At 72.0% G+C, this 24,115-nt stretch carries 21 protein-coding genes and 1 pseudogene; 20 read left to right on the plus strand and 2 right to left on the minus strand.

Annotation, left to right across the window (positions count from 1 at the left end; translation table 11 throughout):
* The first annotated feature begins 149 nt into the window (after positions 1–149).
* The 14 genes and pseudogenes from ACTFAP_RS18900 (at position 150) to ACTFAP_RS18965 (ending at position 12,249) form a co-directional block, all read left to right on the plus strand.
* Entirely contained in the window at positions 150–1,442 is a 1,293-nt protein-coding gene (locus ACTFAP_RS18900) for an alanine racemase (RefSeq protein WP_400010060.1), read from the plus strand.
* Positions 1,443–1,567: 125 nt separating this feature from the next.
* Positions 1,568–2,598: pseudogene (locus tag ACTFAP_RS18905) on the plus strand (ParB/Srx family N-terminal domain-containing protein).
* A 26-nt stretch (positions 2,599–2,624) separates the two neighbouring features.
* On the plus strand, positions 2,625–3,512 hold the full coding sequence (locus tag ACTFAP_RS18910; protein ID WP_390117512.1) for a hypothetical protein: 888 nt from the start codon (positions 2,625–2,627) through the stop codon (positions 3,510–3,512).
* Positions 3,513–3,579: 67 nt separating this feature from the next.
* On the plus strand, positions 3,580–4,329 hold the full coding sequence (cpaB, locus tag ACTFAP_RS18915) for a Flp pilus assembly protein CpaB (RefSeq protein ID WP_390117510.1): 750 nt from the start codon (positions 3,580–3,582) through the stop codon (positions 4,327–4,329).
* 25 nt (positions 4,330–4,354) lie between these two features.
* Complete coding sequence (locus ACTFAP_RS18920) at positions 4,355–5,578, plus strand: CpaE/TadZ family protein (RefSeq protein WP_500466936.1); 1,224 nt, start codon at positions 4,355–4,357, stop codon at positions 5,576–5,578.
* Between the two features lie 155 nt (positions 5,579–5,733).
* Positions 5,734–6,159 (plus strand): TadE/TadG family type IV pilus assembly protein, encoded by a 426-nt coding sequence (locus tag ACTFAP_RS18925; RefSeq protein ID WP_495681641.1) that lies wholly within the window; start codon positions 5,734–5,736, stop codon positions 6,157–6,159.
* Positions 6,156–6,563, plus strand: a complete 408-nt coding sequence (locus tag ACTFAP_RS18930; RefSeq protein WP_500466937.1) for a TadE/TadG family type IV pilus assembly protein — start codon at positions 6,156–6,158, stop codon at positions 6,561–6,563. The genes ACTFAP_RS18925 and ACTFAP_RS18930 overlap by 4 nt, the downstream gene beginning before the upstream one ends.
* 16 nt (positions 6,564–6,579) lie before the next feature.
* Positions 6,580–7,926, plus strand: coding sequence for a TadA family conjugal transfer-associated ATPase (locus ACTFAP_RS18935; RefSeq protein ID WP_390117504.1), 1,347 nt, complete (start codon positions 6,580–6,582; stop codon positions 7,924–7,926).
* Positions 7,926–8,909 carry a type II secretion system F family protein gene (locus ACTFAP_RS18940; RefSeq protein ID WP_390117502.1) on the plus strand — a complete coding sequence of 328 codons (984 nt, stop codon included), beginning with the start codon at positions 7,926–7,928 and terminating at the stop codon, positions 8,907–8,909. The genes ACTFAP_RS18935 and ACTFAP_RS18940 overlap by 1 nt, the downstream gene beginning before the upstream one ends.
* Before the next feature lie 18 nt (positions 8,910–8,927).
* Positions 8,928–9,821: a DUF5936 domain-containing protein gene (locus ACTFAP_RS18945; RefSeq protein WP_432744208.1), complete on the plus strand. Its 894-nt coding sequence runs from the start codon at positions 8,928–8,930 to the stop codon at positions 9,819–9,821.
* 269 nt (positions 9,822–10,090) lie between these two features.
* The gene (locus ACTFAP_RS18950; RefSeq protein WP_234306781.1) at positions 10,091–10,297 is read left to right on the plus strand and encodes a hypothetical protein; all 207 of its coding nucleotides are present in this window, start codon (positions 10,091–10,093) and stop codon (positions 10,295–10,297) included.
* A gap of 71 nt (positions 10,298–10,368) precedes the next feature.
* Positions 10,369–10,863 (plus strand): hypothetical protein, encoded by a 495-nt coding sequence (locus tag ACTFAP_RS18955; RefSeq protein WP_500466938.1) that lies wholly within the window; start codon positions 10,369–10,371, stop codon positions 10,861–10,863.
* Positions 10,864–10,887: 24 nt separating this feature from the next.
* Complete coding sequence (locus ACTFAP_RS18960) at positions 10,888–11,511, plus strand: hypothetical protein (protein ID WP_400010045.1); 624 nt, start codon at positions 10,888–10,890, stop codon at positions 11,509–11,511.
* 12 nt (positions 11,512–11,523) lie between these two features.
* Positions 11,524–12,249: an OmpA family protein gene (locus ACTFAP_RS18965; protein ID WP_500466939.1), complete on the plus strand. Its 726-nt coding sequence runs from the start codon at positions 11,524–11,526 to the stop codon at positions 12,247–12,249.
* Positions 12,250–12,268: 19 nt separating this feature from the next.
* Here the strand turns inward: ACTFAP_RS18965 and ACTFAP_RS18970 are convergent, their stop codons facing one another.
* Positions 12,269–13,957 carry a serine/threonine-protein kinase gene (locus ACTFAP_RS18970; protein WP_500466940.1) on the minus strand — a complete coding sequence of 563 codons (1,689 nt, stop codon included), beginning with the start codon at positions 13,955–13,957 and terminating at the stop codon, positions 12,269–12,271.
* A gap of 566 nt (positions 13,958–14,523) precedes the next feature.
* On the opposite strand from ACTFAP_RS18970, the gene ACTFAP_RS18975 reads away from it, so the two are divergent.
* The 6 genes from ACTFAP_RS18975 to ACTFAP_RS19000 all read left to right on the plus strand — a co-directional run bounded on the left by ACTFAP_RS18975 (position 14,524) and on the right by ACTFAP_RS19000 (position 22,008).
* A complete protein-coding gene (locus ACTFAP_RS18975) occupies positions 14,524–15,273 on the plus strand; it encodes a prepilin peptidase (protein WP_495681647.1) in 750 nt (249 codons plus the stop codon).
* 275 nt (positions 15,274–15,548) lie between these two features.
* The gene (locus ACTFAP_RS18980) at positions 15,549–16,307 is read left to right on the plus strand and encodes an isoprenyl transferase (RefSeq protein ID WP_495684977.1); all 759 of its coding nucleotides are present in this window, start codon (positions 15,549–15,551) and stop codon (positions 16,305–16,307) included.
* Between the two features lie 322 nt (positions 16,308–16,629).
* Positions 16,630–17,964: an RNA 5'-3' helicase PhoH2 gene (gene phoH2 / locus ACTFAP_RS18985; RefSeq protein ID WP_390117488.1), complete on the plus strand. Its 1,335-nt coding sequence runs from the start codon at positions 16,630–16,632 to the stop codon at positions 17,962–17,964.
* Between the two features lie 403 nt (positions 17,965–18,367).
* Positions 18,368–19,081: an aggregation-promoting factor C-terminal-like domain-containing protein gene (locus ACTFAP_RS18990; RefSeq protein ID WP_030728296.1), complete on the plus strand. Its 714-nt coding sequence runs from the start codon at positions 18,368–18,370 to the stop codon at positions 19,079–19,081.
* A 160-nt stretch (positions 19,082–19,241) separates the two neighbouring features.
* Positions 19,242–20,762, plus strand: a complete 1,521-nt coding sequence (locus tag ACTFAP_RS18995) for an AI-2E family transporter (protein ID WP_500466941.1) — start codon at positions 19,242–19,244, stop codon at positions 20,760–20,762.
* A gap of 226 nt (positions 20,763–20,988) precedes the next feature.
* Entirely contained in the window at positions 20,989–22,008 is a 1,020-nt protein-coding gene (locus ACTFAP_RS19000; RefSeq protein ID WP_500466942.1) for an endonuclease/exonuclease/phosphatase family protein, read from the plus strand.
* An 89-nt stretch (positions 22,009–22,097) separates the two neighbouring features.
* Here ACTFAP_RS19000 and ACTFAP_RS19005 read toward each other — a convergent pair whose 3' ends face one another.
* Positions 22,098–23,963, minus strand: a complete 1,866-nt coding sequence (locus tag ACTFAP_RS19005; RefSeq protein WP_500466943.1) for an alpha/beta hydrolase — start codon at positions 23,961–23,963, stop codon at positions 22,098–22,100.
* Positions 23,964–24,115 lie beyond the last annotated feature (152 nt).

Consider the following 24,115-nt stretch of genomic DNA (forward strand, 5'->3'; position numbering starts at 1 on the left):
CCTGTGTTTTCCCCCACCGGAGCGAGGGCCCCCTACGGACAGCCCCGGCCCACGATGGCCTCGGGCGATCGCACTGCGTTGACCGGTGACGTACACGGTGCTAATCAAGGTGAGGCCCCCCGCGCCCGCCCCGCCCCCCTGGAGTCGCCATGAGCACCGCCGCCCTGGACCAGCTCGCGGACGAGGTCGTCGACCACCGGTTCAAGGGGCTGCCGCCCGACGCCGCCGGGGCCACCGTGGGGCGGCTGCGGGCCCAGCGGCGTGATCTGTACACCGGCGGCTTCACCACCCCTGTCCTGACGCTGTCCGCAGAGGCCGTTGAGCACAATGTGCGCTCCCTGGACCGCTTCGCCTCCCGGCACGGCATGGTGCTCGCCCCGCACGGCAAGACGTCCATGGCGCCGCAGCTCTTCCAGCGCCAGCTGGACGCCGGGGCCTGGGGCATCACCCTGGCCGTACCGCACCAGGTACGGGTGGCCCGCGCCTTCGGTGTCCGCCGCGTCTTCCTCGCCAACGAGCTGGTCGACCCGGCCGCGCTGACCTGGCTCTCCGGAGAGCTGGAGGAGGACGCCGAGTTCCGGTGCGTGTGCTACGTGGACTCGGTGCGCGGCGTGGAACTCATGGACGACACCCTGCGCGCCGTCGGCGGGAACCGGCCGGTGGAGGTCGTGGTCGAGCTGGGCGCGCCCGGCGCGCGCAGCGGGGTGCGCGATGCCCGGCAGGCGGCGGCCGTCGCCGACGCGGTGGAGGGTACGGAGTCCCTGCTGCTGGTGGGGGTCGGCGGCTACGAGGGGGAGCTGCCGGACGCGGACGGCGACACGGTGCGCGAGTGGCTGAACGCGCTGTCCTCGCTGGTGGTGGAGTTCGACAAGGAAGGGCGCTTCGCCGACACTCCCGAGATCATCATCAGCGCGGGCGGCAGCGCCTGGTTCGACGCGGTGGCCGAGGTCTTCGAGGAACTGCCCGATCTGTCCCGGCCGGTGTGCAAGATGCTCCGCTCCGGCGCGTACATCAGCCACGACGACGGCCGCTACCGCGGGGTCACCCCCTTCCGCCGTGTCCCGCAGGAAGGGTCGCTGCTGCCCGCGTTCCGGCTGTGGGCCCAGGTCGTCTCCCGCCCCGAACCGGGCCTGGCCCTGATCAACGCGGGCAAGCGGGACCTCTCGTACGACCTGGGGCTGCCCGAGGTCCAGGTGATCCGCGACGCCCGGGGCGCGGTGCGCGGCGGCGCGGGCCTGGTGGTGTCCCGGCTCGCCGACCAGCACGCCTTCGTCGTGCCGGACCCGGAGGCCGGGGCGGACGGCGGCGCCGAGCCGCCGGAGGTCGGCGACTGGGTGGGTCTCGGGCTGTCGCACCCGTGCACCATCTTCGAGAAGTGGCCGCTGATTCCGCTGGTGGCGGGCGACGGCACCGTCACCGACTACATCCGCACCTTCTTCTGACCGCCGGCGTGCGGGCGGCCGCACCCGCACGCGAAGCCGTACCCGCACCCGAATGCGGTTCCGGTTCGCCCGGCCGCCACCCGGCCGCCACCCCTCGGTCATGCCGGGCTGTGATGTTGCCCGGTATGACCCACTCCCGGACACCGCGGCGCCTCGCGCTGCTGCTCACCGTACTGACCGTACTGACCGCGCTGGGCTCGGCCGGCACCGCGACCGCCGCGCCCGGTGCCGGCGCCCAGTCCGCCGCGAAGCCGCGGGCCGGGGAATTGATCACCGTCAAGCTCGGTGACTTGACGCCCACCCAGGCCGCGCTCGGCCACGACCAGATCCGCTACAAGCTGGGCCGCTACACCAGCACCAAGGACGAGGAACGCGGCAAGCCCAACAAGAAGTACGACGACTGGTGCGAGGCCAACGGCCAGGGCGAGGCCGCCACCGTCAAGGCCAACGCCCGCCTGGACAAGCCCCAGCGCTTCACCTGCACCATCCCGCTCGGCCAGGAGACCGCCGAGTCCCTGGCCGCCATGAAGACCGTCGTCGTCGGCCCGCGCGGCCGGCTCTACCTCACCGACGGCACACCTTCACCAGCTTCCTCGAAATGCCGGACGGCGGCACCAAGATGAAGATCCGGGTGCGCGTCACGGACAACCTGAGCCGGCTCGACGAACGCGCGTTCTGGCGCGAGATGGAGAGCCGCGGCTACGTGTGGCTGCGCGACGCCGACAACCGGCCCATCACCCCCGCCCAGCTGCCCGCCCGCCTCGGCCTGCGTGCGATGGCGGACGACCCGTACCGCTCCCTGGTCTACTTCACCCGCGACATCGGCTACGCCAAGCCCGACGACGGACCGAGCCCGGAGTTCCTGGAGTTCTCCTGGGCCGGCTGGCTGCGTACCCAGAGCGACCTCGACCCGGCCGGGTACGACCGCACCGACCTGAGCGGCTACCTGGCGCTCATCGAGGACACCTCGCGCGCCATGGTCGCTCTCGACCCCGGCACCGAACTGCCCGGCAGCGGACGCACCGCGCAGCAGCTGGGACGCCTGGACGCCTTCGGCACCAAGGAGTTCACCTCGCTCTCCGCCCCCCTGTCCGCCGACAAGCCCGGCAAGGTGGCCTACGCCCTCAGCTACCGGAGCACGCCCGGCTGCCGCTAGGCTTCGCCCCGACGGGAGGGGGCGGTATGCCGATTGCCATCGCCGTGACCAGCGCCGATCTGGTGCTGCCGGCCACGGATCCGCACACCCCGGCCGCCCATGTCCTCACCCCGCCCGGCGGGCAGGACTTCCCCACCGCCCTGGCGGAGGCGGCCGGGCTGCTGGAACGCCACGGCTACGTGATCGCCGTCTACCCGGCCACCACCCCGCGCGGCTACGTCCAGCGGCTGCACGCCGTGCGCGCCATGCTGGAGAGCGACCGGATAGCCCTGCTGCCGACCTCCCTCCCACCCCTGGGCGCGGCCGTTCTGGTCCGGCAGTTGCGGCAGTTGTCGGTGTGCGACTTCAGCCCCGGGGTGCTGGGCGCCGCCGCCCGGCTGCTGTCCCACTACATCTACGCGGGCGCGCTGCTCGGCTCGGCGTCCCGCGCCGACCGGCTGCCGGTCGCGCTGCCCGCCGTCACCGGGCCGCGTTCCTCGGCCTCGGGGCCGCACGCCGTGCTGGCCAGGCCCACCGCCCAGCTCGTACGCGCCTCCGGAGTCGGCCTGGCCGGGCCGCAGTTCGCCACCACCCTCACCTACGCTCCCGGCCAGCTCGGCAGCGAGTGGGTCACCGGGCAGCTGGCCCGGCAGTGGCAGGTGCAGGGGGTGCATCCGGTGCCGCTGCCTGAGCAGTCGCCGTCGTGGTGGCGCACCAACAAGCTGGTGGAGTTCGCCGCCGCCATCCAGGACGCCTCGCTGCTGTACCAGATGGTGTCCTCGATGCGTCAGGAAGCCTGCCACTGGTGCGGGTTCACCCTCATCGGGGACCGCTGCGCGTTCTGCTCCGCGCCGGTTCCGGCGGCGCGGGACCGGGTACCGAGAGCGATAGGCGGCGCGAGCGGCGGCGGTCAGCGCAAGGCACTCGCGCGGTGAGCGGTTTTTTCGCACCGATATCCACAACGGCCGACGCGCTGTCAGAAGCAGAAGGTAGAAAGACCCCATGAACGCTCGACAGCGCCGCGGTTCGCTTCTGCTGATCGTCTCGGTCCTGCTCGCCCTCGGCGCGTTCGTCGGGGTGGTGGCGGTGATCAACGACGTGGAGTCGAAGGTCGGCCCCGAGGTCACGGCGTACGAGCTGAGCGAGGACGTCGAGCCGTACACCGAGCTGCGCGCCGCCCAGCTGCGCGAAGTCACCATCCCCGAGCGGTACATACCCGACTCGGCGGTGACCGAGCTGTCCCAGATCGAGGGAAAGGTCGCGGTCTCGCCGCTGCGCGAGGGCTCGCTGCTCCAGCAGGACATGATCTCCGACCGCCCGGAACTCGCGCCGGGCCAGCAGGAGATCGCGGTGCTCATCGACGCCTCCACCGGGGTCGCCGGGAAGATCTACCCCGGCGCGAAGATCAACCTGTACGCGGCGTTCCGGGCCCGCGACACCTCGGCCGACGACAGCGAGGAGATGGAGTTCGTCCGGCTGATGGTCAACAACGCCGAGGTGATCGAGGTCGGCGACCTCACGGAGGTCGAGGAGGACCGCCGTACGACGCAGGCGGTGCCGATCACCTTCGCCCTGGACCATCTGGACGCCGAACGGGTCACCTTCGCCGAGGCGTTCGCCGAGCAGGTGCGGTTGGCGCTGGTCGCCCCCGGGGAGGAGCAGGAGATCCCCGAGGACGAGCGCACGTACACCATCGTGGGCGACATGAGCGGCAGCCCGCACAGCGGCGCACCGTTGGGGATGGTTCCGTGATGAGCATGGGGTTGGGGTGGCAGGGATGACGACGCGCATTCTCCCGGCGGTGGGCGACCCGGACACCGCGCGCTCACTGATCACGCTGCTGAGCCAGCTGCCCGGCACCGAGCCGATGCGCGCGGTGCCCGACTCGGCGACCCTGCTGGAGATCCTGGCCGCGCTCTCCCACGAGTCGGTGGCCGGGCTGCCCGAGGTCGTGGTCGTCCACGAGCGCATCGGACCGCTGCCCGCGCTGGAGCTGATCCGGGAGGTCGCGCTGCGCTTTCCCGCGGTGGGCGTGGTGCTGATCTCCGCCGATCCGACCGCCGGCCTCTACTCGGCGGCGATGGACGCGGGCGCGCGCGGTCTGGCCGGGCTGCCGGTGTCCTTCGAGGAACTGTCCACCCGGCTGGCCGCCGCCGCCCAGTGGGCCGCGGGCATGCGCCGCCACCTGGGCGCGGGCGAGAGCTTCGGCACCGGCCCCGGCGGCACGCTGATCACCGTCTCCGGCGCGAAGGGCGGGGTGGGCGCGACCCTGCTGGCCACCCAGCTGGCGCTGGCGGCGCAGCGGCCGGAGGGGCGCGGGGTGGTGCTGGTCGACCTGGACCTGCTCAGCGGGGACGTCGGCTCGTTCTTCGACGTGCAGTTCCGCCGCTCGCTGGCCGACCTGGCGGGGATCAGCGACATCTCCCCGCAGGTGCTGACCGAGGCGGTGTTCACCCACCGCACCGGCCTGTCGATGCTGATCGCCCCGGCCGAGGGGGAACGCGGCGAGGACGTCACCGACACCACCGCCCGGCAGTTGCTGGCGGCGGTACGCGCCCGGTACGACACGGTGGTGGTGGACTGCGGCTCGCAGATGAACGCCGCCACCGCCGCCGCCGTGGAACTGGCCGACACCGCGCTGCTGGTCACTACCCCCGACGTGATCTCGGTGCGGGCCGTCAACCGCATGGTGCGGATGTGGGACCGGCTCCAGATCCGCAAGGCGGAGGGTGTGACCACCGTCGTCAACCGGCTCACCCGCTCCAGCGCGATCCAGCCGCAGCTGATCTCCCGGATCACCGGCACCCAGGTCGCCCGGCAGGCGGTGCCCGCCAACTTCAAGGAACTGCAGGAGGCGCAGGACGCCGGCCGCATCCAGGACCTGGACGTCAAGGGGCCGGTGCGCCGCGCCATGTGGGCGCTGGCCACCGAACTCGGCCTGGCGGCCCCGCAGCCCGCGGGCGGGGGCGGCCACAGCCGGCGCAAGGGACGCCGGGGATGAGGACGGCCTTCCCGGCCGGGGCGCCGCGAGGCGGCCCCGGGCCCGGACGGCCCGGCCGTACAGCACGCCAGGTCCGGTCCTCCCGTACGCGCCCGGTACCGGCCGGAGCCGCACGCACCGCCGGGGCCACCGGAGACGCGGACGCCCTCGGCTCCGTGCCCCCCGTACGTGCTCCGGGCACCGCGGGCCGGACCACCGACCCGGCGGCGGGCCCCTGCCGGGCGGCGCGCCGTGACCGCGGCGCGGTGATGGTGGAGTTCGCCGGGATCTTCCCGCTGATCCTGCTGCTCTTCGCCGTCGCCTGGCAGTGCGCCGTCATCGGCTACGGCTTCCACCTCGCGGGCAACGCGGCGGACGAGGCCGCCCGCGCCGCCGCGGCGGCGGGCGGCGGCGAAGGCGCCTGCGGCACGGCGGCCCGCGAGCACATCCCCGCCTCCTGGTCGATGAGCGTGTCCTGCCCGCTGGAGGGCGTGGTCCGCACCGCCCGCGTCGAACTCCAGGTGCCGGTGCTGTTCCCCGGCGCGTTCAACCTCCCCATCACCATCTCCGGTACCGCCGGCGCGGTGGAGGAGGACCGATGAGCGCGCGGCCGGAGAACCCCAAGGAACGAGACGACGCGGGCGACAGCGCGACGGCGTACGGGGACCGGGGCGTCACCGCCGTCGAGTTCGCCGGCTGGCTCCCCCTCCTCGTGCTCGTCTCACTCGCCGCGCTCCAGCTCGGCATCGCCGGCTACACAGCACTCCAGGCCGGCTCCGCCGCCCGCGCCGCCGCCCGTACCGCCTCCCAGGAGGAGATCGCCGACCAGTACCAGACCAGCGGGCGGGCCGCGATGAGCGGCTGGCTGGCCGCGAACACCGACTTCGAACTGTCCGCGTGCGGCGACGAGGCCACCGTCACCGCCCGCGTGACGGTGCCCTCCGTCCTGCCGTTCATGAGCGACCTCGGCCGGGCCAGCAAGACGGTGACCATGCCATGCGACTGACGAAGGGAGGCCGGCGATGGGCCTGAGAGCACGCATCCACGCCCAGGAGGAGCCAGGGCCCGGCGCCGGACCCGGTGACAACAACCGGCTGGTCGCCGTCTACCGCGGCAAACTCCTGGAGGAGATCGACCTCGCGGAGATGTCCGCGCTGTCCACCGCCGACCGCCGCGACCGCCTGGAGCGGGTGCTGGGCCACATCCTCAGCCGCGAGGGCCCGGTGCTCTCCACCCAGCAACGCTCCCTGCTCATCCGCCGGGTGGTCGACGAGGCCCTCGGCCTCGGCATCCTCGAACCCCTGCTGGAGGACGCCTCCATCACCGAGATCATGGTCAACGGCCCCGACCAGATCTTCGTCGAACGGTCCGGGCGCGTGGAGCAGCTCCCGCTGCGCTTCGCCTCCGAGGACCAGCTCATGCAGACCATCGAGCGCATCGTCTCCACCGTCAACCGCCGCGTGGACGAGTCCAATCCGATGGTCGACGCCCGGCTGCCCACCGGCGAGCGGGTCAACGTCATCATCCCCCCGCTGTCCCTCAGCGGCCCCGCGCTCACCATCCGCCGCTTCCCCCGCGCGTACACCCTCGCCGAACTCGTCGACTTCGGCACCCTGGACCAGCACCTCGTGCTGCTGCTCGCCGGACTGGTGCGCGCCAAGCTCAACATCATCGTCTCCGGCGGCACCGGGTCCGGCAAGACCACCCTGCTCAACGCGCTCTCCGGACTCATCCCCGACGGCGAGCGCATCGTCACCGTCGAGGACGCCGCCGAACTCCAGCTCCAGCAGAGCCATGTCCTGCGCCTGGAGTCCCGGCCGCCCAACATCGAGGGCAAGGGCGAGGTCACCATCCGCGACCTGGTCCGCAACTCGCTGCGGATGCGCCCCGACCGCGTCATCGTCGGCGAGGTGCGCGGCGGCGAGACCCTCGACATGCTCCAGGCCATGTCCACCGGCCACGACGGCTCGCTCGCCACCGTGCACGCCAACAGCGCCGAGGACGCCCTGCTGCGCCTGCAGACGCTGGCGTCCATGTCCGAGATCAAGGTGCCCTTCGAGGCACTGCGCGACCAGATCAACAGCGCGGTGGACGTGGTCGTCCAGCTCGTACGGCACCCGGACGGCACCCGCCGGCTGACCGAGATCGCGGTGCTCGCCTCGCACGGCCGCGAATCGTTCCGGATCGCCACCATCGCCGAGTTCACCGCCGAGCCGCTCACCCCGGGCGGCACGGTGCACGGCAGGTTCCGGCACTATCCGATACCGCGTGCCGTCGCCGACCGGCTCTACCTGGCGGGCGAGCAGATCCCGCAGGCGTTCGGGGTCCACCTGGACGACAGCCAACTGTCCACCCGGGAGGCGCAGTAGTGGTACCCATCGCACTGGAGACCGGCGCGGCGCGGGCCACCCTGAGCCTCGCGCTGGGCGCGCTGGTGCTGGCGGTGGCCGGACTGTACGTGTACGCCACCGGCCGCGCCGCGCGCCGTGCGCTGCTGCACCGGCTCACCGGCCCGGACGCCGGGCCCGCCGGGGCGGGCGCCGCCGACCCCGGGGACCCGGCCAGGGACCGCCCGTTCGCGGCGCTCGACCAGCGGCTGCGCCGGACGTCCGTGGGCCGCAGGATCCGCGTCAAGCTCCACTCCACCGGCCTGGAGCTGACGGCCGGGGAGTACGTCGCGTACGTGCTGGGCGCGATGGCGGTGTTGTGGGCCGTCGGCCACGTGCTGCTCGCGCCGTTCTTCGGCCCTGTCTTCGCCCTGGTCGCGATCTGGGGCGGCAACGCCTTCCTGGGCTGGCAGCGCGCCAAGCGCACCGAGAAGTTCATTGGCCAACTCCCCGAACTGGCCCGTCTGATCGCCAACGGCACGGCGGCCGGCCTCGCCCTGCGCACCGCCCTGTCCATGGCGGCCGAGGAGATGGACGACCCGGCCGGCGCCGAACTCGCCCTGGTCGCCAACCAGCTCACCGTGGGCCGCTCGCTCGATGAGGCACTGGGAGAACTCGGCGAACGCCTCCCGTCGCGCGAACTGAACGTGCTCGTCACCACGTTGATACTGGCCAACCGGGCCGGCGGCTCCATGGTGGGCTCCCTGCGGAACCTCACCGCCACCCTGGAGGAGCGCAAGGAGACCCGCCGCGAGGTACGCACCATGCTCGCCGAGGTCAACGCCACCGCCGTCACCGTGCCGCTGCTGGGCCTGGGCGCGCTGCTGATGATCAACGGCATGTCGCCGGGCGCGCTGGGCCGGGTGACGGCGAGCCCCGGCGGACAGATCGCCATGGTGATCGCGCTCGTGATGTACGCCGTGGGCTTCGTGGTCGTGCGCCGCTTCGGCCGCATCGACGTCTGATCCGAGAGGAACACCGGCATGCTCGCTCTGCTGCTGGGCCTGGCCATGGGTGCCGCGGTCTTCGGCATCGTGATGGCGCTGCGGCTGCTGCGCACGGCCACCCCGCTGCCGCCCGACCTGGCGCTGGCGCTGGAGATCGGCTCCACCCGGGTGACGGCGACCGGCTCGGCCGTCGACCGCCTCGGGATGCGGTTCGCACCGCTGGTGCTGCGGCTCATGGGCCCCAAGGGCGTGGACCGCAAACGCCGCCGCATCGACCAGGCGGGCAACCCCCAGGGCCTGACGGTGGAACGCTACGCGGCGCGGCGGGCCGTGTACGGCATCTTCGGCGCGCTGGCGACCCTGAGCTTCATCGCCAATGGCTGGCCGTTCTTCGCCCTGTTCGCCCTGGCCTTCGGCGCCTTCGCGGCGGATGCCGTCATCTGGCAGAGCATCAGGGAACGCCGGGACGTCATCGACCGCACGTTGCCCGACTTCCTGGACGTGCTCGCCGTGGTCGTCTCGGCCGGTCTCGGCTTCCGGCAGGCACTGGAGCGGGTGGCCGGACGGTACGAGGGCCCGTGGGCCGATGAAGTACGCATCACGCTACGGCAGATGGACATGGGGGTGTCGCGCCGGCAGGCGTTCGACGACCTGCGGCGGCGCAACGACTCCGAGCCGGTGAACCAGTTCGTCACGGCGCTCCAGCAGGGCGAGGAACTGGGCGCGCCGATCGCCGAGACGCTGATACAGATCGCCACGGACATGCGCCGCACCGACGCCCAGAACTCCCGCCGCCGGGCCGCGAAGGCGATTCCCAAGGCGACGCTGGCGACCCTGGTGTTCATGGTGCCGGCGACGATGATCGTGATCGTCGCGGGCATGATCCTCGGCTCGGGCACGAACATCACGGACATCCTGAACGGTGGCTGACTCCGCCCTTCCTTCGCCCGTGACCACGAAACCGTCCCTTTGCCGAGGTCTCCCTGCCCAAGTGCCCCTGGGTGTGGCACAGTCAGTGCCAACAGGTGTGTGAACGGGTTGGCCCGCAGGGCGCGGGAGGGGGTCGGACATGCTGCGTCCACGCTTCAACCAGGCGTCATACGGGCAGTGTCATTCCCCGAGCCCCAACGCCGGGCACATACCACCTCGGGGCATGAGCATGCCGGCCGGAACGGGGCTGGCCGGGGGAAAAGGACGCCATGAGCAGGATGCTGCTGAACTGGAGAATGAAGGTCGTCACCCATCTGACGACCCCCCGCCACAGCGACCGGGGCGCGGGCTTCGTGGAATACGCGGGCCTGCTGCTGCTGATCGCGGCGATCGTGGGGACGGTCTTCGGTCTGGGGCTGGACACTCAGATCAGCAATGCCGTCCAGCGGGCGGTGAACAACGTCCTGGGCAACTGAGGACCGGACGGCGGACCGGCGATCGCGGAGCGGTCTTCCCGCTGTACATCGCGGTACTGACGCTGACCCTCATGGTCGCCTTCACGTTCCTCGTCTTCGCGCAGGCCTCGGTGGTCCGCAGTGGGGGGCAGTCGGCGGCGGACGCCGCGGCGCTGGCCGCCGCCCAGGAGGCCAGGGACCGCCTGCTGGACGGTGGCGGTGACTGGGAGGACATCCTCGCGGGCGACGGCTTCGCCGTCGATTCGGCGTGTGCGGAGGCAGGCCGGCTGGCGGCCAGAAACGATGCCACGGTCGTCTCCTGCGATGCGGACCGTGCACGCATCGGCTATACCGTGACGGTGCGGACCAGCCGTACGGTCGGGGACTCGATCATCCCCGGCACGGAGAACCAGACAGCCCAGGTACGTGCGACCGCCGTCATCAGGGGGCTGTGCGACGTCACTTCGGACGAGGACGATCTCGTCGAACTCAGCTGCGAAGAAGAACGGCGTTGGTCATTCGATCCGGAGCAGGAAGAGACCTGGCCCGACGCCCGGGACCTGTTCCAGGTGTATCTGGATGAATGACCGCTCCCGAGTACACGCGAAGGAATGAACGAGCAGATGGATCTCCGCGACAGCAAGTCCCGCCTCATCCTCATCGTGGTCGCCCTCGGGGCCGCCCTGGTCATCGCGGTGGCCAGTTGCAGCGGTGGCGGTGGCGATGACGACGGCGCCGCGGGCAACGGTGGGACGTCGCAGACCCCCGCCCCCTCGGGGGACGGCGATGGTGAACAGGACGACGCACCCGGTGACGACGAGCCCGGCGACGGCGGCTCGGGCGAGGTGCTCGCGGAGAGCACGGGCGAGGACAGCATCACGCTGACCTTCACCCGCGCCCAGCGGGAAGCCGGCGGCTTCCTCACGGTGGAGGGCACGATCCAGAACAACGGCAGCGAGACATGGTTCGACGTGGCCTGGGCCGGTGCCGAGCGTGAACTGCGCGACAACGCGTTCTCCATGGCGGGTGCCTCGCTGGTCGCCCCGGAGGAGGGGAAGCGCTACCTGATCCTGCGCGACACCAGTGGCCGCTGCCTGTGCACAGGATTCGGCCCGGGTATCGGACAGGGGGAGACCGTTGAGTGGTTCGCTCAGTTCCCCGAGCCGGACCCGGAGACGACCGAGGTGCAGTTCCAGATCGGCAACATGCCGCCGGCCACCATCGAGATCCGCTGAGAGGCGAGCCAGATGACGTATCGACCGCTTGGACCCGCCCGGGTCTCCCTGGTCGCCGCAGTCGGCACCGTCGCCGTACTGGGCTTGAGCACCCCGGCGCTGGCGGACGACGCCGAGGACGACTACCAGCAGCCGCCCGGGTACGAGGCACCGGCGGTGCCGGACATCGACGCCAACGCGCCCGGTCTGATGCTGGGTGATGGAGCGACGCTGGCCGAACCCCGGGTACTGGACATCAAGTTCATCACCGAGGATCTGGGCAGTGCCGCCGATCCGCCGCCGAACAGCGGCGGCAACAACGAAGATCCTCCCGTCGACCCCGAACCCGACCCCGCGCCGGGTACGGGAGGTGGCGAGCAGCGTGAGGAACGCACCGGCGGACAGCACAAGTTCACGCTCCAGACCGACGTGGTCTTCGGCAAGAACAGCGACGAGATCAGTGAGGAGTCCCGCGCCGCTCTCGCCGAGGTGGCCGCCGCGATCGACGAGTACCAGCCCGAGCAGGTGAACGTCTTCGGCTTCACGGACAACCTGGGCTCGTACGAGAACGGCGTGACGCTCTCCGCCAACCGCGCGCGGAACACCCAGACGGTGCTCCTGGAACTCATCGAGGACCCGTCCGGCATCTCCTTCAACGTCCGCGGCTACAGCGAGGACTACCCGCTGTACGACAACGAGACCGAGGAGGGCCGGCAGAAGAACCGGCGGGTGGAGATCTCCTGGCCCAGCGGCAACTGAGCCGCCGGGCGCGGTGCGGTCAGTCGTTGGGCTTCCACTGGGTGGCCGTGATCAGGTAGTTCCGCAGATCCTGATTCTGCGGAGCGGGCTCGACCCGGTCGATCCACAGCAGGACGAGCGTGCCCTCGGCGGTCTCGACGCAGATGCCGGTGTCCTCCCGGAGGAGGCTGTCGCTCCGGATGTCCTCGATGGTGATGGGGTTGGGGACGTCCGAGCGGTGGGCCGCGTCGTAGCACTCCTCCGGTGTCGGGCCGGGCTTGTCGACGACACCGACGAACGTGTCGGTGTCGAAGCTCATGCCTTCGTTCAGCGCCGTGGGCTGGCCGCAGAACTGGTAGGTGATGTGCGAGTTCTCCGGCACATCGCCCATGCTGCCCATCGGTGACTTGGTGTCGACCGTCAGGTCCTCCAGATTGACCCGGCTGACGTTGGCCCCGTAGCACAGGCCGTTGTGCGCCGTGATGTCCTCCTGGTAGAGCGGGGCCCTGATCGTGAGACTGACATCGTCGGCGATGAGCCAGTACGGCGCGTCCGGGTCCTGCTCCGGAATCTCCTCTCCCCGCTCCTCCGGTCCTCCCGGCAGCTCCGCGCCCGCACCCGATTCCGGGACGGTGTCCGGGTCCGTGTTCGTCCCGGCCTCCGTCTCCGGTGCCTCCCCCGACGGCGACGCCGGGCCGCCCGCCCGGGAGGTGTCGTCGTCCCCGTCCGTCAGCAGCCAGGCCGCCGTCGCCCCGCCCGCGACCGCCGCCAGGACGGCCGTCGCGGCCAGCGCGATCGCCATCGTGCGGCGGGGCTTCGCCGCCGGGGGCGGCGGGATCGCCGGGGCCGTGGCCGGCAGGGGCGGCGGGGTGGGGGGCTGGGTGCCCTGACGCTGCGAGACCTGGGTGGCCAGGCCCGCCGGGAGCCAGCTGTCGCGCCGCTGGAGGGTCTGGCCGGGGGACAGGGACCGGCACATCTCCACGACCTGCGCCGGTCCCGGCCGCTGCGCCGGGTTCTTGGCGAGGCAGGCCGCGATCATGGGCCGCAGGGCCTCGGGGGCGCGGGCCAGGTAGGGGTCCTCCTGCACGATCCGGTACATCAGCCCGTGCGCTCCGCCCTCCCCGAAGGGGTGGCCGCCGGTCGCGGCGAAGTGGGCGATGATGCCGAGGGCGAAGACATCGGTGCCCGGCCCGGCCGGCGGGTTGCCCATGATCTGTTCGGGGGCCATGTACGCCGGGGTTCCGACGCGTACGTCGGTGCCGGTCAGCGCGGTGCTGTCGGCGGCCTGCGCGATGCCGAAGTCGATCACCTTCGGGCCCTCGGTGGCCAGCAGCACGTTGCCCGGTTTCAGGTCGCGGTGCACCACGCCCACCGCGTGGATGGAGGCGAGTGCCTCCGCCACCCCGGCGACCAGCAGCAGCACCGTCTCCAGTGGCAGCGGTCCGTGCCGGCGCAGCGCCTCGGCCAGCGAGAGGCCGGGGACGTAGGCGGTCGCCAGCCAGGGCGCGGCGCCCTCGGTGTTGCTGTCCAGGACGGGGACGGTGTAGAGGCCCTGTACCCGGCGGGCGGCCCGTACCTCGGCGGCGAAGCGGCGGCGGAAGTCGGGGTCCTCGGCGAACTCGCCGCGTACCACCTTCAGCGCGATGGGCTGCCCGCCCCGGGTGTAGGAGAGGTAGACGCTGCCCATGCCGCCCGATCCGATGCGGGCGCGCAGTTCGTAACCAGCCATCTCGCGTGGATCGTTGGGTCCCAGTGGGCTGAACTGGGGTTGAGGTGGGGCGTGTTCGTCGTGCGCGGCCATGGTTCCCCCCTGGCGGTTACGGCGTACCGGCGTACCGCAGGCATCGTAGTGCGCGCCGGTTTCCGGCCCCAGTCGCCCCGCTCCGCCGGCCCGGGTCTGGCGCCGGCCGTGCCCCCTCGAACGGGTGTCCCTCCGCCGGGCTGTTCCGGGCCCCGCGCGCCCGGCGCGTGTCCCTCACCTGCGCCCCCGTGACCGCGAAATGAGGCCAGTGGATGACCGTGGGTAGTGTGACGGAAGGGCTTGTGCGAAGGGGGTCACAGTCCAGTGTCACGTACGGTAGGGTTCCCTCAGTCAGTCACGCTGACATCCATAACTGCCAGCGTCGTCACTCCCACCCCGGCGACGTCTGGCGGGGCGGACCGTGAGCCACCCCCCCCCGCTCCGGTCCCCCCATACAAGCGGGCCGGTCTGCCCTCCCCCCACTCGGGCAGACCGGCCCGCAGTACGTCCGCACCCCTGCCGCTTCCGTGCGGCAGGCCCGTACGCTCAGCCGGGTGCACCCGCTGTTGATCCTCGCCGCCGCCGCGTACGGAGCCCTGACCGGCCCGCTGCTCGCCCGGCCCCGCTACCGGCTGTCCGTCGAGCCGGAGGAACCCTGGCGCTCCGCCTGCCCGGCCGGCCACCCCCTGCCGCCCGCGGCCCAGGGCGGCTGGCTCGGCACCGCACGCTGCCCGCACTGCCCGCCCGCCACCCGCCGCTACGGCACGGGCGCCGGGGCGCTCACCGTCTGGACCGCGCTGGTCTGCGCCGCCCTGGCCGCCGCCACCGGGCCGCACCCCGAGCTCGTCGTCTGGCTGCTCGCCGCACCGGCCGTCGTGCTGCTGGCCGCCGTCGACCTCTCCGTCCAGCGGCTGCCCGACCCGCTCACCCTCCCGCTGGCCGCCGCCCTGCCCGCCGCCCTCGGCGTGGCGGCGCTGTCCGGCTCCGCCACCGGCAGTTGGCTCCGCGCCCTGCTCGGCGGCCTCGTCCTGGGCTCCGTCTACTTCGTGCTCTTCCTGATCAATCCGCGCGGCATGGGCTTCGGCGACGTCAAGCTCGCCGTCCCGCTCGGGGTCGCCATGGGCTGGTACGGCTGGGACGTGATCTTCTTCGGCACCTTCACCGGCTTCCTGTGCGCCGCCGGCTACGGCCTGATCCTGATCGTCGCCCGCCGGGCCACCCGCAAGACCGCCGTTCCCTTCGGGCCCTTCATGGCCCTGGGCGCCCTCGTCGCCCTCCTGCTGGGTGCCCTCGCCGCCGCCTGACCCGGCCCGTCGTCCGCGGGCCCGCCGGCCCGGGACGGATCACCGCGCCACGCCTGAATCCGGCCCACTGGCACACAGCGGCCTCTTCCATGCGTTACGGTGGAATACCCCCCCTCGGGCCGGTCCGTATCCCCCCCACGGACCGGCCCGCTTTCTGTTCCGGCGCCGAGCTGTCCTACAGTGCTGGTTCCGACGGGGCAGGGTGTGCGAGGGGATGCGGCGTGGCAAAGCAGGAGCAGGGCCGAGGAGGAATCTTCGGCAGGGCCCGGAACAAGATCCGCCGCGGGTTCGTACGGCTGTACGCCCACCGGGTGGAGGGCAAGCTCGGCAACGCGGAGGGCGTGCCCAAGCACATCGGCGTCATCCTGGACGGCAACCGCCGCTGGGCCAAGGCCGCCGGTGGCACCACCAAGGAGGGGCACGAGGCGGGCGCCGCCAAGATCCAGGAGCTTCTGGGCTGGTGCGCCGAGACTGACGTCGAGGTGGTCACCCTGTGGATGCTGTCCACCGACAACCTCGCCCGCCCCGCCGACCAGCTGGACCCGCTGCTGACCGTGGTCGAGGGCGCGGTGCGTGACCTGGCCGCCGACGGCCGCTGGCGGGTGCACCACGTCGGTGCCCTGGACGTGCTGCCCGAGCGCACCCGCACCGTGCTCCAGGAGGCCGAGGAGCTGGCCGGAAAGCGCGAGGGAATACTGGTCAACGTGGCGGTCGGCTACGGCGGCCGGCAGGAGATCACCGACGCCGTCCGTTCGCTGCTGGCCAAGCGGGCCGCGGAGGGCCAGGACCTGGCCCAGGTCGCCGAGTCGCTGGGCGTCGAGGACATCTCCGAACACCTGTACACACGCGGTCAGCCCGACCCCGACCTGGTCATCCGCACCAGCGGTGAGCAGCGGCTCTCCGGCTTCATGCTCTGGCAGTCGGCCCACTCGGAGTACTTCTTCTGCGAGGCGTACTGGCCGGCCTTCCGCAAGGTCGACTTCCTGCGGGCGCTGCGTGACTACGCCGCCCGGCACCGCCGCTACGGCGTCTGATCCGGGCGGTTCATCCGGTATTACCCTCTCGTACCTTCGTTCACCACCCCATGTCCGCCGAGCGGGCATGGGGTGGTGCCGTCCGAGGGGTTGTCCGCATGAGATGCGGAGGCAGCGGGCATATTCATCGCGGACCGGGCGTCAGCCCCGTCCGCCGGGAGGCCCGTTTGCGTACCACGGACATGGACCAGGGCCGGTGCCCGGCCCGTGCGTGCATGGCTCCCATGGAGGCCACGGGCCATCGCCGGCCAGCAGACGCCCGGCGTCGCACGACCAGCGGCGCCGCGTCTTCCACACCTCTCCCGAGGGGGTTCGTCCACACGTGGTGACCAGCAAGAAGCGTCTCAGCGAGCGGCGCATGTACGTCCTCGACACCAGTGTCCTCCTGGCCGACCCATCAGCGATGACCCGTTTCGACGAGCACGAAGTGGTGCTCCCGGTGGTCGTCATCACCGAACTGGAGGCCAAGCGCCACCATCCGGAGCTGGGGTACTTCGCCCGCCAGGTGCTGCGTCGGCTGGACGAGTACCGGGTGCGGTACGGCCGCCTCGACAATCCCCTGCCCATCGGTGATCTCGGCGGCACTCTGCGGGTGGAGCTGAACCACTCGGATCCGGCCATTCTGCCGCCGGCCATGCTGACCGGCCGCGGGCAGCTGCTGGACAACGACACCCGCATCCTGGCCGTCGCCCGCAATCTCCAGGCGGAGGGCCACGATGTGACGGTGGTCTCCAAGGACCTGCCGCTGCGCATCAAGGCGTCCTCGGTCGGTCTGGCCGCCGAGGAGTACCGCGCGGAACTGGCCATCACCGATTCCGGCTGGACCGGGATGATGGACATCACGATGCCCGGCGAGAGCGTGGACGAGCTGTTCGCCTCCGAGAGCGTCTTCGATCCGCAGGCCGCCGAGCTGCCGGTGCACACCGGTCTGGTGATCTCCTCCGAGCGCGGCCGGGCGCTGGGCCGGGTGGCGCCCGAGGGCCGGGTGAAGCTGGTGCGCGGCGACCGGGAGGCGTTCGGCATCCACGGCCGCAGCGCCGAGCAGCGGGTCGCCCTGGATCTGCTGCTCGACCCGGACGTCGGCATCGTGTCGATGGGCGGCCGGGCCGGCACCGGCAAGTCGGCGCTGGCGCTGTGCGCGGGCCTGGAGGCAGTCCTGGAGCGCCGCCAGCACCGCAAGGTGATGGTGTTCCGGCCGCTGTACGCGGTGGGCGGCCAGGATCTCGGCTACCTGCCGGGCACCGAGGCCGAGAAGATGAACCCCTGGGCGCAGGCCGTCTTCGACACCCTCTCCGCGGTGACGACCCGTGAGGTCATCGAGGAGGTGGTGGCGCGCGGGATGCTGGAGGTGCTGCCGCTCACCCACATCAGGGGCCGTTCGCTGCACGACGCGTTCGTCATCGTCGACGAGGCCCAGTCGCTGGAGCGCAATGTGCTGCTGACGGTGCTCTCCCGGATCGGCCAGGACTCCCGGGTGGTGCTCACCCACGACGTGGCGCAGCGTGACAACCTGCGGGTGGGGCGGTACGACGGTGTGGTGGCGGTGGTGGAGAAGCTCAAGGGGCACCCGCTGTTCGCGCACGTCACCCTGACACGCTCCGAGCGCTCCCCGATCGCCGCGCTGGTGACCGAAATGCTGGAGGAGGGGCGGGTTTAGCCCCCGGCCACGCTGTGTGTTCCGTCCGTGCGGCCGCTGCTGTTCACCGGCCGCCGGGCGGAACGCAAGCCCCCGTTCGGCTGGAGTGCGTGTGACCTTTCCCACATCGAGCTGAATTGCTTACCGCTCCTCGTTTCCGGCAGTGTGTGCCTCTGTCAGGCCCCGCATACGGCACTGCCGCACCGCCATCGGAGCGGCGCAGTACAGAGTTTGACAACTGAACAGCCGTCAGCCGTATGCCGCCCGCAGCACCACGCGGGGTCCCGTGCCAGCAAGGGCAGGGGGTTCCGCCGGGCCCGTGCCTTCTGTGACCCGCTGGTCCGTTCAGCGGTGAAGGCCCGTGTCAGGGGCACGATTGCGCCCGTGGGGGTCACCCACGCGGGCGATGGTGGAAGGAAACCGTGTGAGCCGGATTTCGGTCCGGGGATTCGCCGTGGCGTCTGCTACCGCGGTCACAACCGTCGGTGCTGCCGTCGGTGTTGCCTCGGGAGACGAGCAGGGCGGCGTCAGCGACATCGAGTTCGCCGCCGCCGACGCGACGCTGCTGGCGGACATACCCGCTGCCCCGAATGCCCAGCTGCACACCGCGTCGCTGGTCCAGCAGGCGGAGTCGCAGGCGGACGTCGCCGACGTCCAGACCCGTAAGGCGGCCGAGGAGGCCGCCCGGGTGCAGGCCGCCTCGGATGCCCAGGAGCGGCGCGAGCGTGCCGAGCAGGAGGCCAGGGAGCAGGCGGAGCGCGAGGCGGAGGAAGAGCGCCAGCGTGAGGCCGCGGAGGCCGCCAGCAGGGCCGCCTCACGGGCTTCCGCGCCCGTCCAGTCCTCGTACAGCAAGGCGGAGATCCAGGCGATCGCCCGGGACATCGTGGCGGCCGACCAGTTCCAGTGCTTCTCCACGATCGTGGAGCGCGAGAGCGGCTGGAACCACACCGCCACCAACCCGTCCTCCGGCGCGTACGGCCTGATGCAGGCGCTGCCGGGCACGAAGATGGCCTCGGCCGGTGCCGACTGGCAGACCAACCCGGCCACCCAGATCCGCTGGGGTCTGAACTACATGAACGAGCGCTACGGCAGCCCGTGTGGCGCATGGGAGTTCTGGCAGGTCAATCACTGGTACTGACCCTTCCGTCAGTCCCCGGCGAACAGTGCTCACGGGATCCCCGCACCGGCTTCGGTGCGGGGATTTCCGCTTTCGTGAGGGGACCCTCCTTCCGGCGGGCGCGCAGGGTAACGTCAGGGCGCGGACCGCGGTGCGAAAACTGGGGGAAGAGGGAAACGGGATGTCTGGAGTGAGCCGGTTCAAGACCGGCCTGGCGCGGCTGAACTCGCGCGTGTCGGCCTATCGGGCCGCCGCGGAGCGCGAGATTCAGCGCCGGGAGCGGGAGGCGGAGGAGCGGGTCGCCGGGCGAGCCGAGGACAGCGGGGGTGGGTACGAGCAGCTGGAGGCCCGGGTCCGGCGGACCGTGGCCCCGGATGTGCTGGGGCCCGTCGAGGGCCCGCCGGCCGGCGAGGGCGGCGGCGCCGCCGGGAGCGGTGCGGGCGGTGCGGGGGCGAGCGCGGGCGGCGACGGCGGGGGAGCCGGGCCGGGTGACGCGCAGCCGCCCGCCACCCCCGAGCGCCCGGCGCCCGATGCCGTGATCCCGTGGGGCGTCCGGGTCGCGGCCGAGGCCGGCTGGCGGGTCCTGGTGCTGGCGGCCGTGGTGTGGGTGCTGATCCAGGTGGTGTCGGCGGTCAGCCTGCTGGTGATCGCGTTCGCCGCCGGGCTGCTGGTCACCGCACTGCTCCAGCCGTTCGTGGGACGGCTGAAAAGGCTCGGGGTGGGGCGCGGGCTGGCCACCGCGATCGTCTCCATCGGCGGCTTCCTGGTGATGGGCGGCGTCGGCTGGTTCGTGGTCTGGCAGGTCATCGAGAACACCGACCGGCTGGTGGAGCAGGTCCAGGACGGCATCGACCAGCTGCGCGACTGGGTGCTGCAGCTGCCGTTCGGGGTGACCGAGGAGAACATCAACGAGACCGTCGACAACCTCAACAGCTGGATCACCGATCACAGTGACGAGCTGACCTCGGCCGGTCTTGAGGGCATCAACTACCTCACCCAGTTCCTGTCCGGCGCCGGTGTGGCGTTGTTCGTGACGCTGTTCCTGCTCTACGACGGACGCGGGGTGTGGTACTGGTTCCTGAAGCTGGTGCCGGCCCAGGCGCGCGAGGGTGTGGCGGGCGCCGGGCCGCGGGCGTGGATCACCCTCACCGGCTACGTGCGCGGCACCGTGCTGGTGGCGCTGATCGACGCGCTGGGCATCGGCATCGGGCTGTTCGTGCTGGAGGTGCCGATGGCGGTGCCGCTGGCCGTCATCGTGTTCCTGTCGGCGTTCGTGCCGCTGGTCGGTGCCATCGCCTCGGGCGCGCTGGCCGTGGTGGTGGCGCTGGTGACCAACGGCCTGTTCACGGCGCTGATGGTGCTGTGCGTGGTGCTGCTGGTGCAGCAGGTCGAGGGCCACATCCTCCAGCCGTTCATCCTGGGCCGGCTGGTGAAGGTGCACCCGCTGGCCGTGGTGCTCGCGGTGACCGCGGGCACGCTGCTGGCCGGTATCCCGGGCGCGGTGGTGGCCGTGCCGCTGGTCGCGGTGGCCAACACGGTGGTCGGCTATCTGCGCGCCTACCAGGCGGAGGCCGATCTGCGGAACGGTCCTTCGGGGGCGACCATAGCGCCGCTGGCCCCGGTGCGGCCGGCCCCTCCGGTGAGCCCGCCGGAGGACGGTGCGGGCGGCGCCGGACGCGAGGGCGACCGGCCCCGGGACTGACCCGGGACGGGGCGCGACGCGCCGTCCCGCCCGGATGTGTGGAGCACGCCGCTCCCCCGGCCGAAGGCTGGGGGAGCGGTCCCGTCTCCGGCCCCCCGGACCGGGCGGCGTCGCGTCGGACTGTCCCCACGGCCGGGCGGCAGGCGGATCGCGTCAGCTCTCTCCACGACAGAACCGATGATCAAGCACGCTCTGCGCGTCACTCGGCGCGGAGCCTGACGGAGGGATGACCGTGTCGGACGAGACCGGGGCGGGCACGTCGACGGCGGAGAAGGCCCGTCGCGCGCTGACGCGGTGGCTGGGCGAGGACGCCCGGGGCCGGTCGGTCTGGGGCCGGGGGCGGGTGCTCGCGGCGCTGGCGGTGCTGACGGGCGGACTGCTGGCGTTCCCCGGCGTCGTCCCCAACACACCGGGCCGGCTGGGCAGTCTGCTGGAGTCCTTCCTGCCCTGGCTCGGCCTGGTGATCGTCGTGCTGTTCGGTCTCGCGGTGCTGCGGCGTTCGGCCACCGCGCTGATCGCCCTGCTGCTGCCGGTGGTCGCCTGGTCCGCTCTGTTCGGCGGGCTGTTCCGGTCGGCTCAGGCCGGTGACGTCGATCTCGTCGTGGTCCAGCACAACGTGAGCGACGAGAACGACGACCCGGCGGGCACCGCCCGCGCCCTGGCCGAGGCGGGGCCCGATCTGATCGCGCTCCAGGAGTTGCTGCCCTCGGCGTTGCCCGCCTACCAGGAGGCGCTGGCCGCGCGGTATCCGTACCACGAGGTCCGGGGCACCGTGGGGCTCTGGTCCGTCCACCCGCTGAGCGACACCCGGGTCGTGGACATCAAGCCCCGGGACATCGAGGAGTACTGGAGCCGGGGGATGCGGACCGTGGTCCACGCGCCGCACGGCGAGTTCGCGGCGTATGTCGCGCACCTGCCCTCGGTGCGCCTCGGGGCCGGCGGGTTCGCGTCCGCCCGGCGTGACGAGAGCGCCGAACGGCTGGCGCGGGCCATCGCCGCCGAGGACCTGGGCCGGGTGGTCCTGCTGGGCGACCTCAACGGCACCGTCGAGGACCGTGGGCTGGCGCCGCTGACGTCCCGGCTGAACGTTGCGGAAAGCGGCTTCGCCTTCAGCTTCCCCGCGTCCTTCCCCGTGGCCAGGATCGACCAGGTCATGGCACGCTCCGCGACGGTCTCCCGCGTGCACACGCTGCCCGCCCTCGGCAGTGACCATCTGCCGGTGGTCGCCCAGCTCCGGTGGGAGTGAGCGGCACCGTGCGGTGGTGATCACGGCGTGCCCCGGCCCGGGGTATCGGCCGAGCCGGGCGTACCCGCGGGCGCGGTGGGGGAGACCCGCTACCCGGCCCAGCCGTGCTGGGGTGGGTGGCGCGCTTCGAGCAGGACGCTCAGGGCGTCCGTCTGCGGCTGGCTCCACCCTTCCGAGGGCGCGATGTACGCCCAGGCGTCGACCGGGTTGGAGCCGTAGCGGTGGCCGTGCGGCGCGGGCGACCCGTACGAGACGGCCATGTCGACCGTCGTCTGCCAGAAGGTGACGAACGGGAACCAGTCGATCTGCGAGGTGACGTCCGGGCCCAGCGGCTCGTTCATCCATTCGGGCCGCTGGAAGAGCAGATCGGGTGACCACCACACCACCGGGTCGGAGGCGTTCTGGAGGTAGATCACCCGGGGTTCCTCCCAGGGGCCCGGTTCCAGCAGCAGGTCCCGCTCGGGGAACTGGGCGAACCGTACGTGCTTCCCGCCGTCGTACACCGGGCGCCACACGGGGCTGCCGGGGTCGCGGCCGGCGGTGAGCTCGCTGTGGAGCGGGGAGAAGTCGGGCGGGCCGACCAGCAGCGCGCCGTCGGTGCGGGCGAGCAGGTCATCCAGGCCGTCGAAGGCGTCCTCGATGGCGGTGACGGCGAGGGACTCGCCGAAGACCACGAGCTTGGGGCGGTCGTCCTCGGGCAGCTGTGACCAGTGCTCCCACACGGCGTCCACCAGTTCGCGGGTGGCGTTGCCGGCCTCCTCGCGGTCCACCACGAACGAGGCCCAGCTGGGGAGGTAGGAGTACTGCATGGTGACGACGGCGGTGTCGCCGCCGTGCATGAACTCCAGCGCCTCCACCGTGGTGGGGTTGATCCAGCCGGTGCCGGTGGTGCCGGCGATGGCGAGCACCTCGCGGTCGAAGGCCCCCGTGCGCTCCAGTTCCCGTACGGCCAGCGCGGCGCCGTCCGGGTAGGCGCCGTAGGCGGCGCGGCCCACGTACACCCGGACGGGCGGCTGGGCGGGGCGCCCGGTGAACTGGGTGATCTCCTCGGTGGACAGCACCGTTCCGGTGAAGGTACGGCCCTTGTTGCCGAGGTCCTCCCAGGAGATCAGCGAGTCGGGGCTGCCGGAGACCATGGGGGAGTACGGGCGCATCACGCCGTCGTCGGTGCTGCGGTCCTTGGCGGCGGAGAGCCGGTCGGCGATGGTGAGGACGCCGCGGTCCCACACCACGTCACGGGTGCCGTACACGACGATGAGGCTGGTGAGGGCCAGGCCGAGGGCGACGGCCAGCGGCCAGGGCACGAACCGGTTGAGCCAGCGGGTGATCAGGCGGGTCAGCAGCCGGATGGCGCGGGCGACGGCCACGAAGAGCACCAGCACCCCGAGCGAGATCAGCGCGATCATGAGGGAGTGCCAGGTCAGGGTGGGCGGCAGCTCCTGGAGTCGGCGCAGTTCGCGCTGCATGTCGGCGCTGCGGCCGAGCATGATCGCGACCGCGAACGGGAGCAGCAGTTCGTACCCCAGCCAGGCGCGGGCACGGAGCCGGGGGGTGGGCTGCCAGGGCAGCAGCCGGTAGAGCGAGGAGACGGTGGAGCCCAGGCCGTAGCCGATGGCGGCGGTGATGCCGCCGATGGCGCCCTGGTAGTACCAGGGGCGCGGCACGAGGGAGGGAGTGAGGGAGAGCCAGAAGAAGAAGGTGGCGACCAGGCAGGCGGTGAGGTCGGGCCAGCGGCGCATCAGCCATTCGGAGCTGGGCCGGTCCCAGTAGGGCTTGCGGGCGTAGGCGAGGGCCAGGTCTCCGGTGCGGCGGGTGGCGGTGCGCAGCGCGGCGCCGGCGCGTTCGGCCGGGGTGGCGGAGGGTGCGGGAGTGGCGGGAGGGGCGGCCGGGTCCGCCGGGGGTGCGGGCTGCGGGGTACCCCCGGCGTCGTCGCCGTCCCCCGTGGTGTGCTGCATTGTCTGTCTCCGACCGCTCCCTATGGCGTGACTCCCCGTGTCCACGCGCCCGTGGGACAGACGCAGCGGTAATGAGCCGAGTTGCTTGCTTCCGCGTTGAACAAACTACAGGTCTTGACGGAGTCCAATCGGTTGCCGATGCGACGGGACCG

The organism is Streptomyces sp. PH9007 (assembly GCF_059813725.1).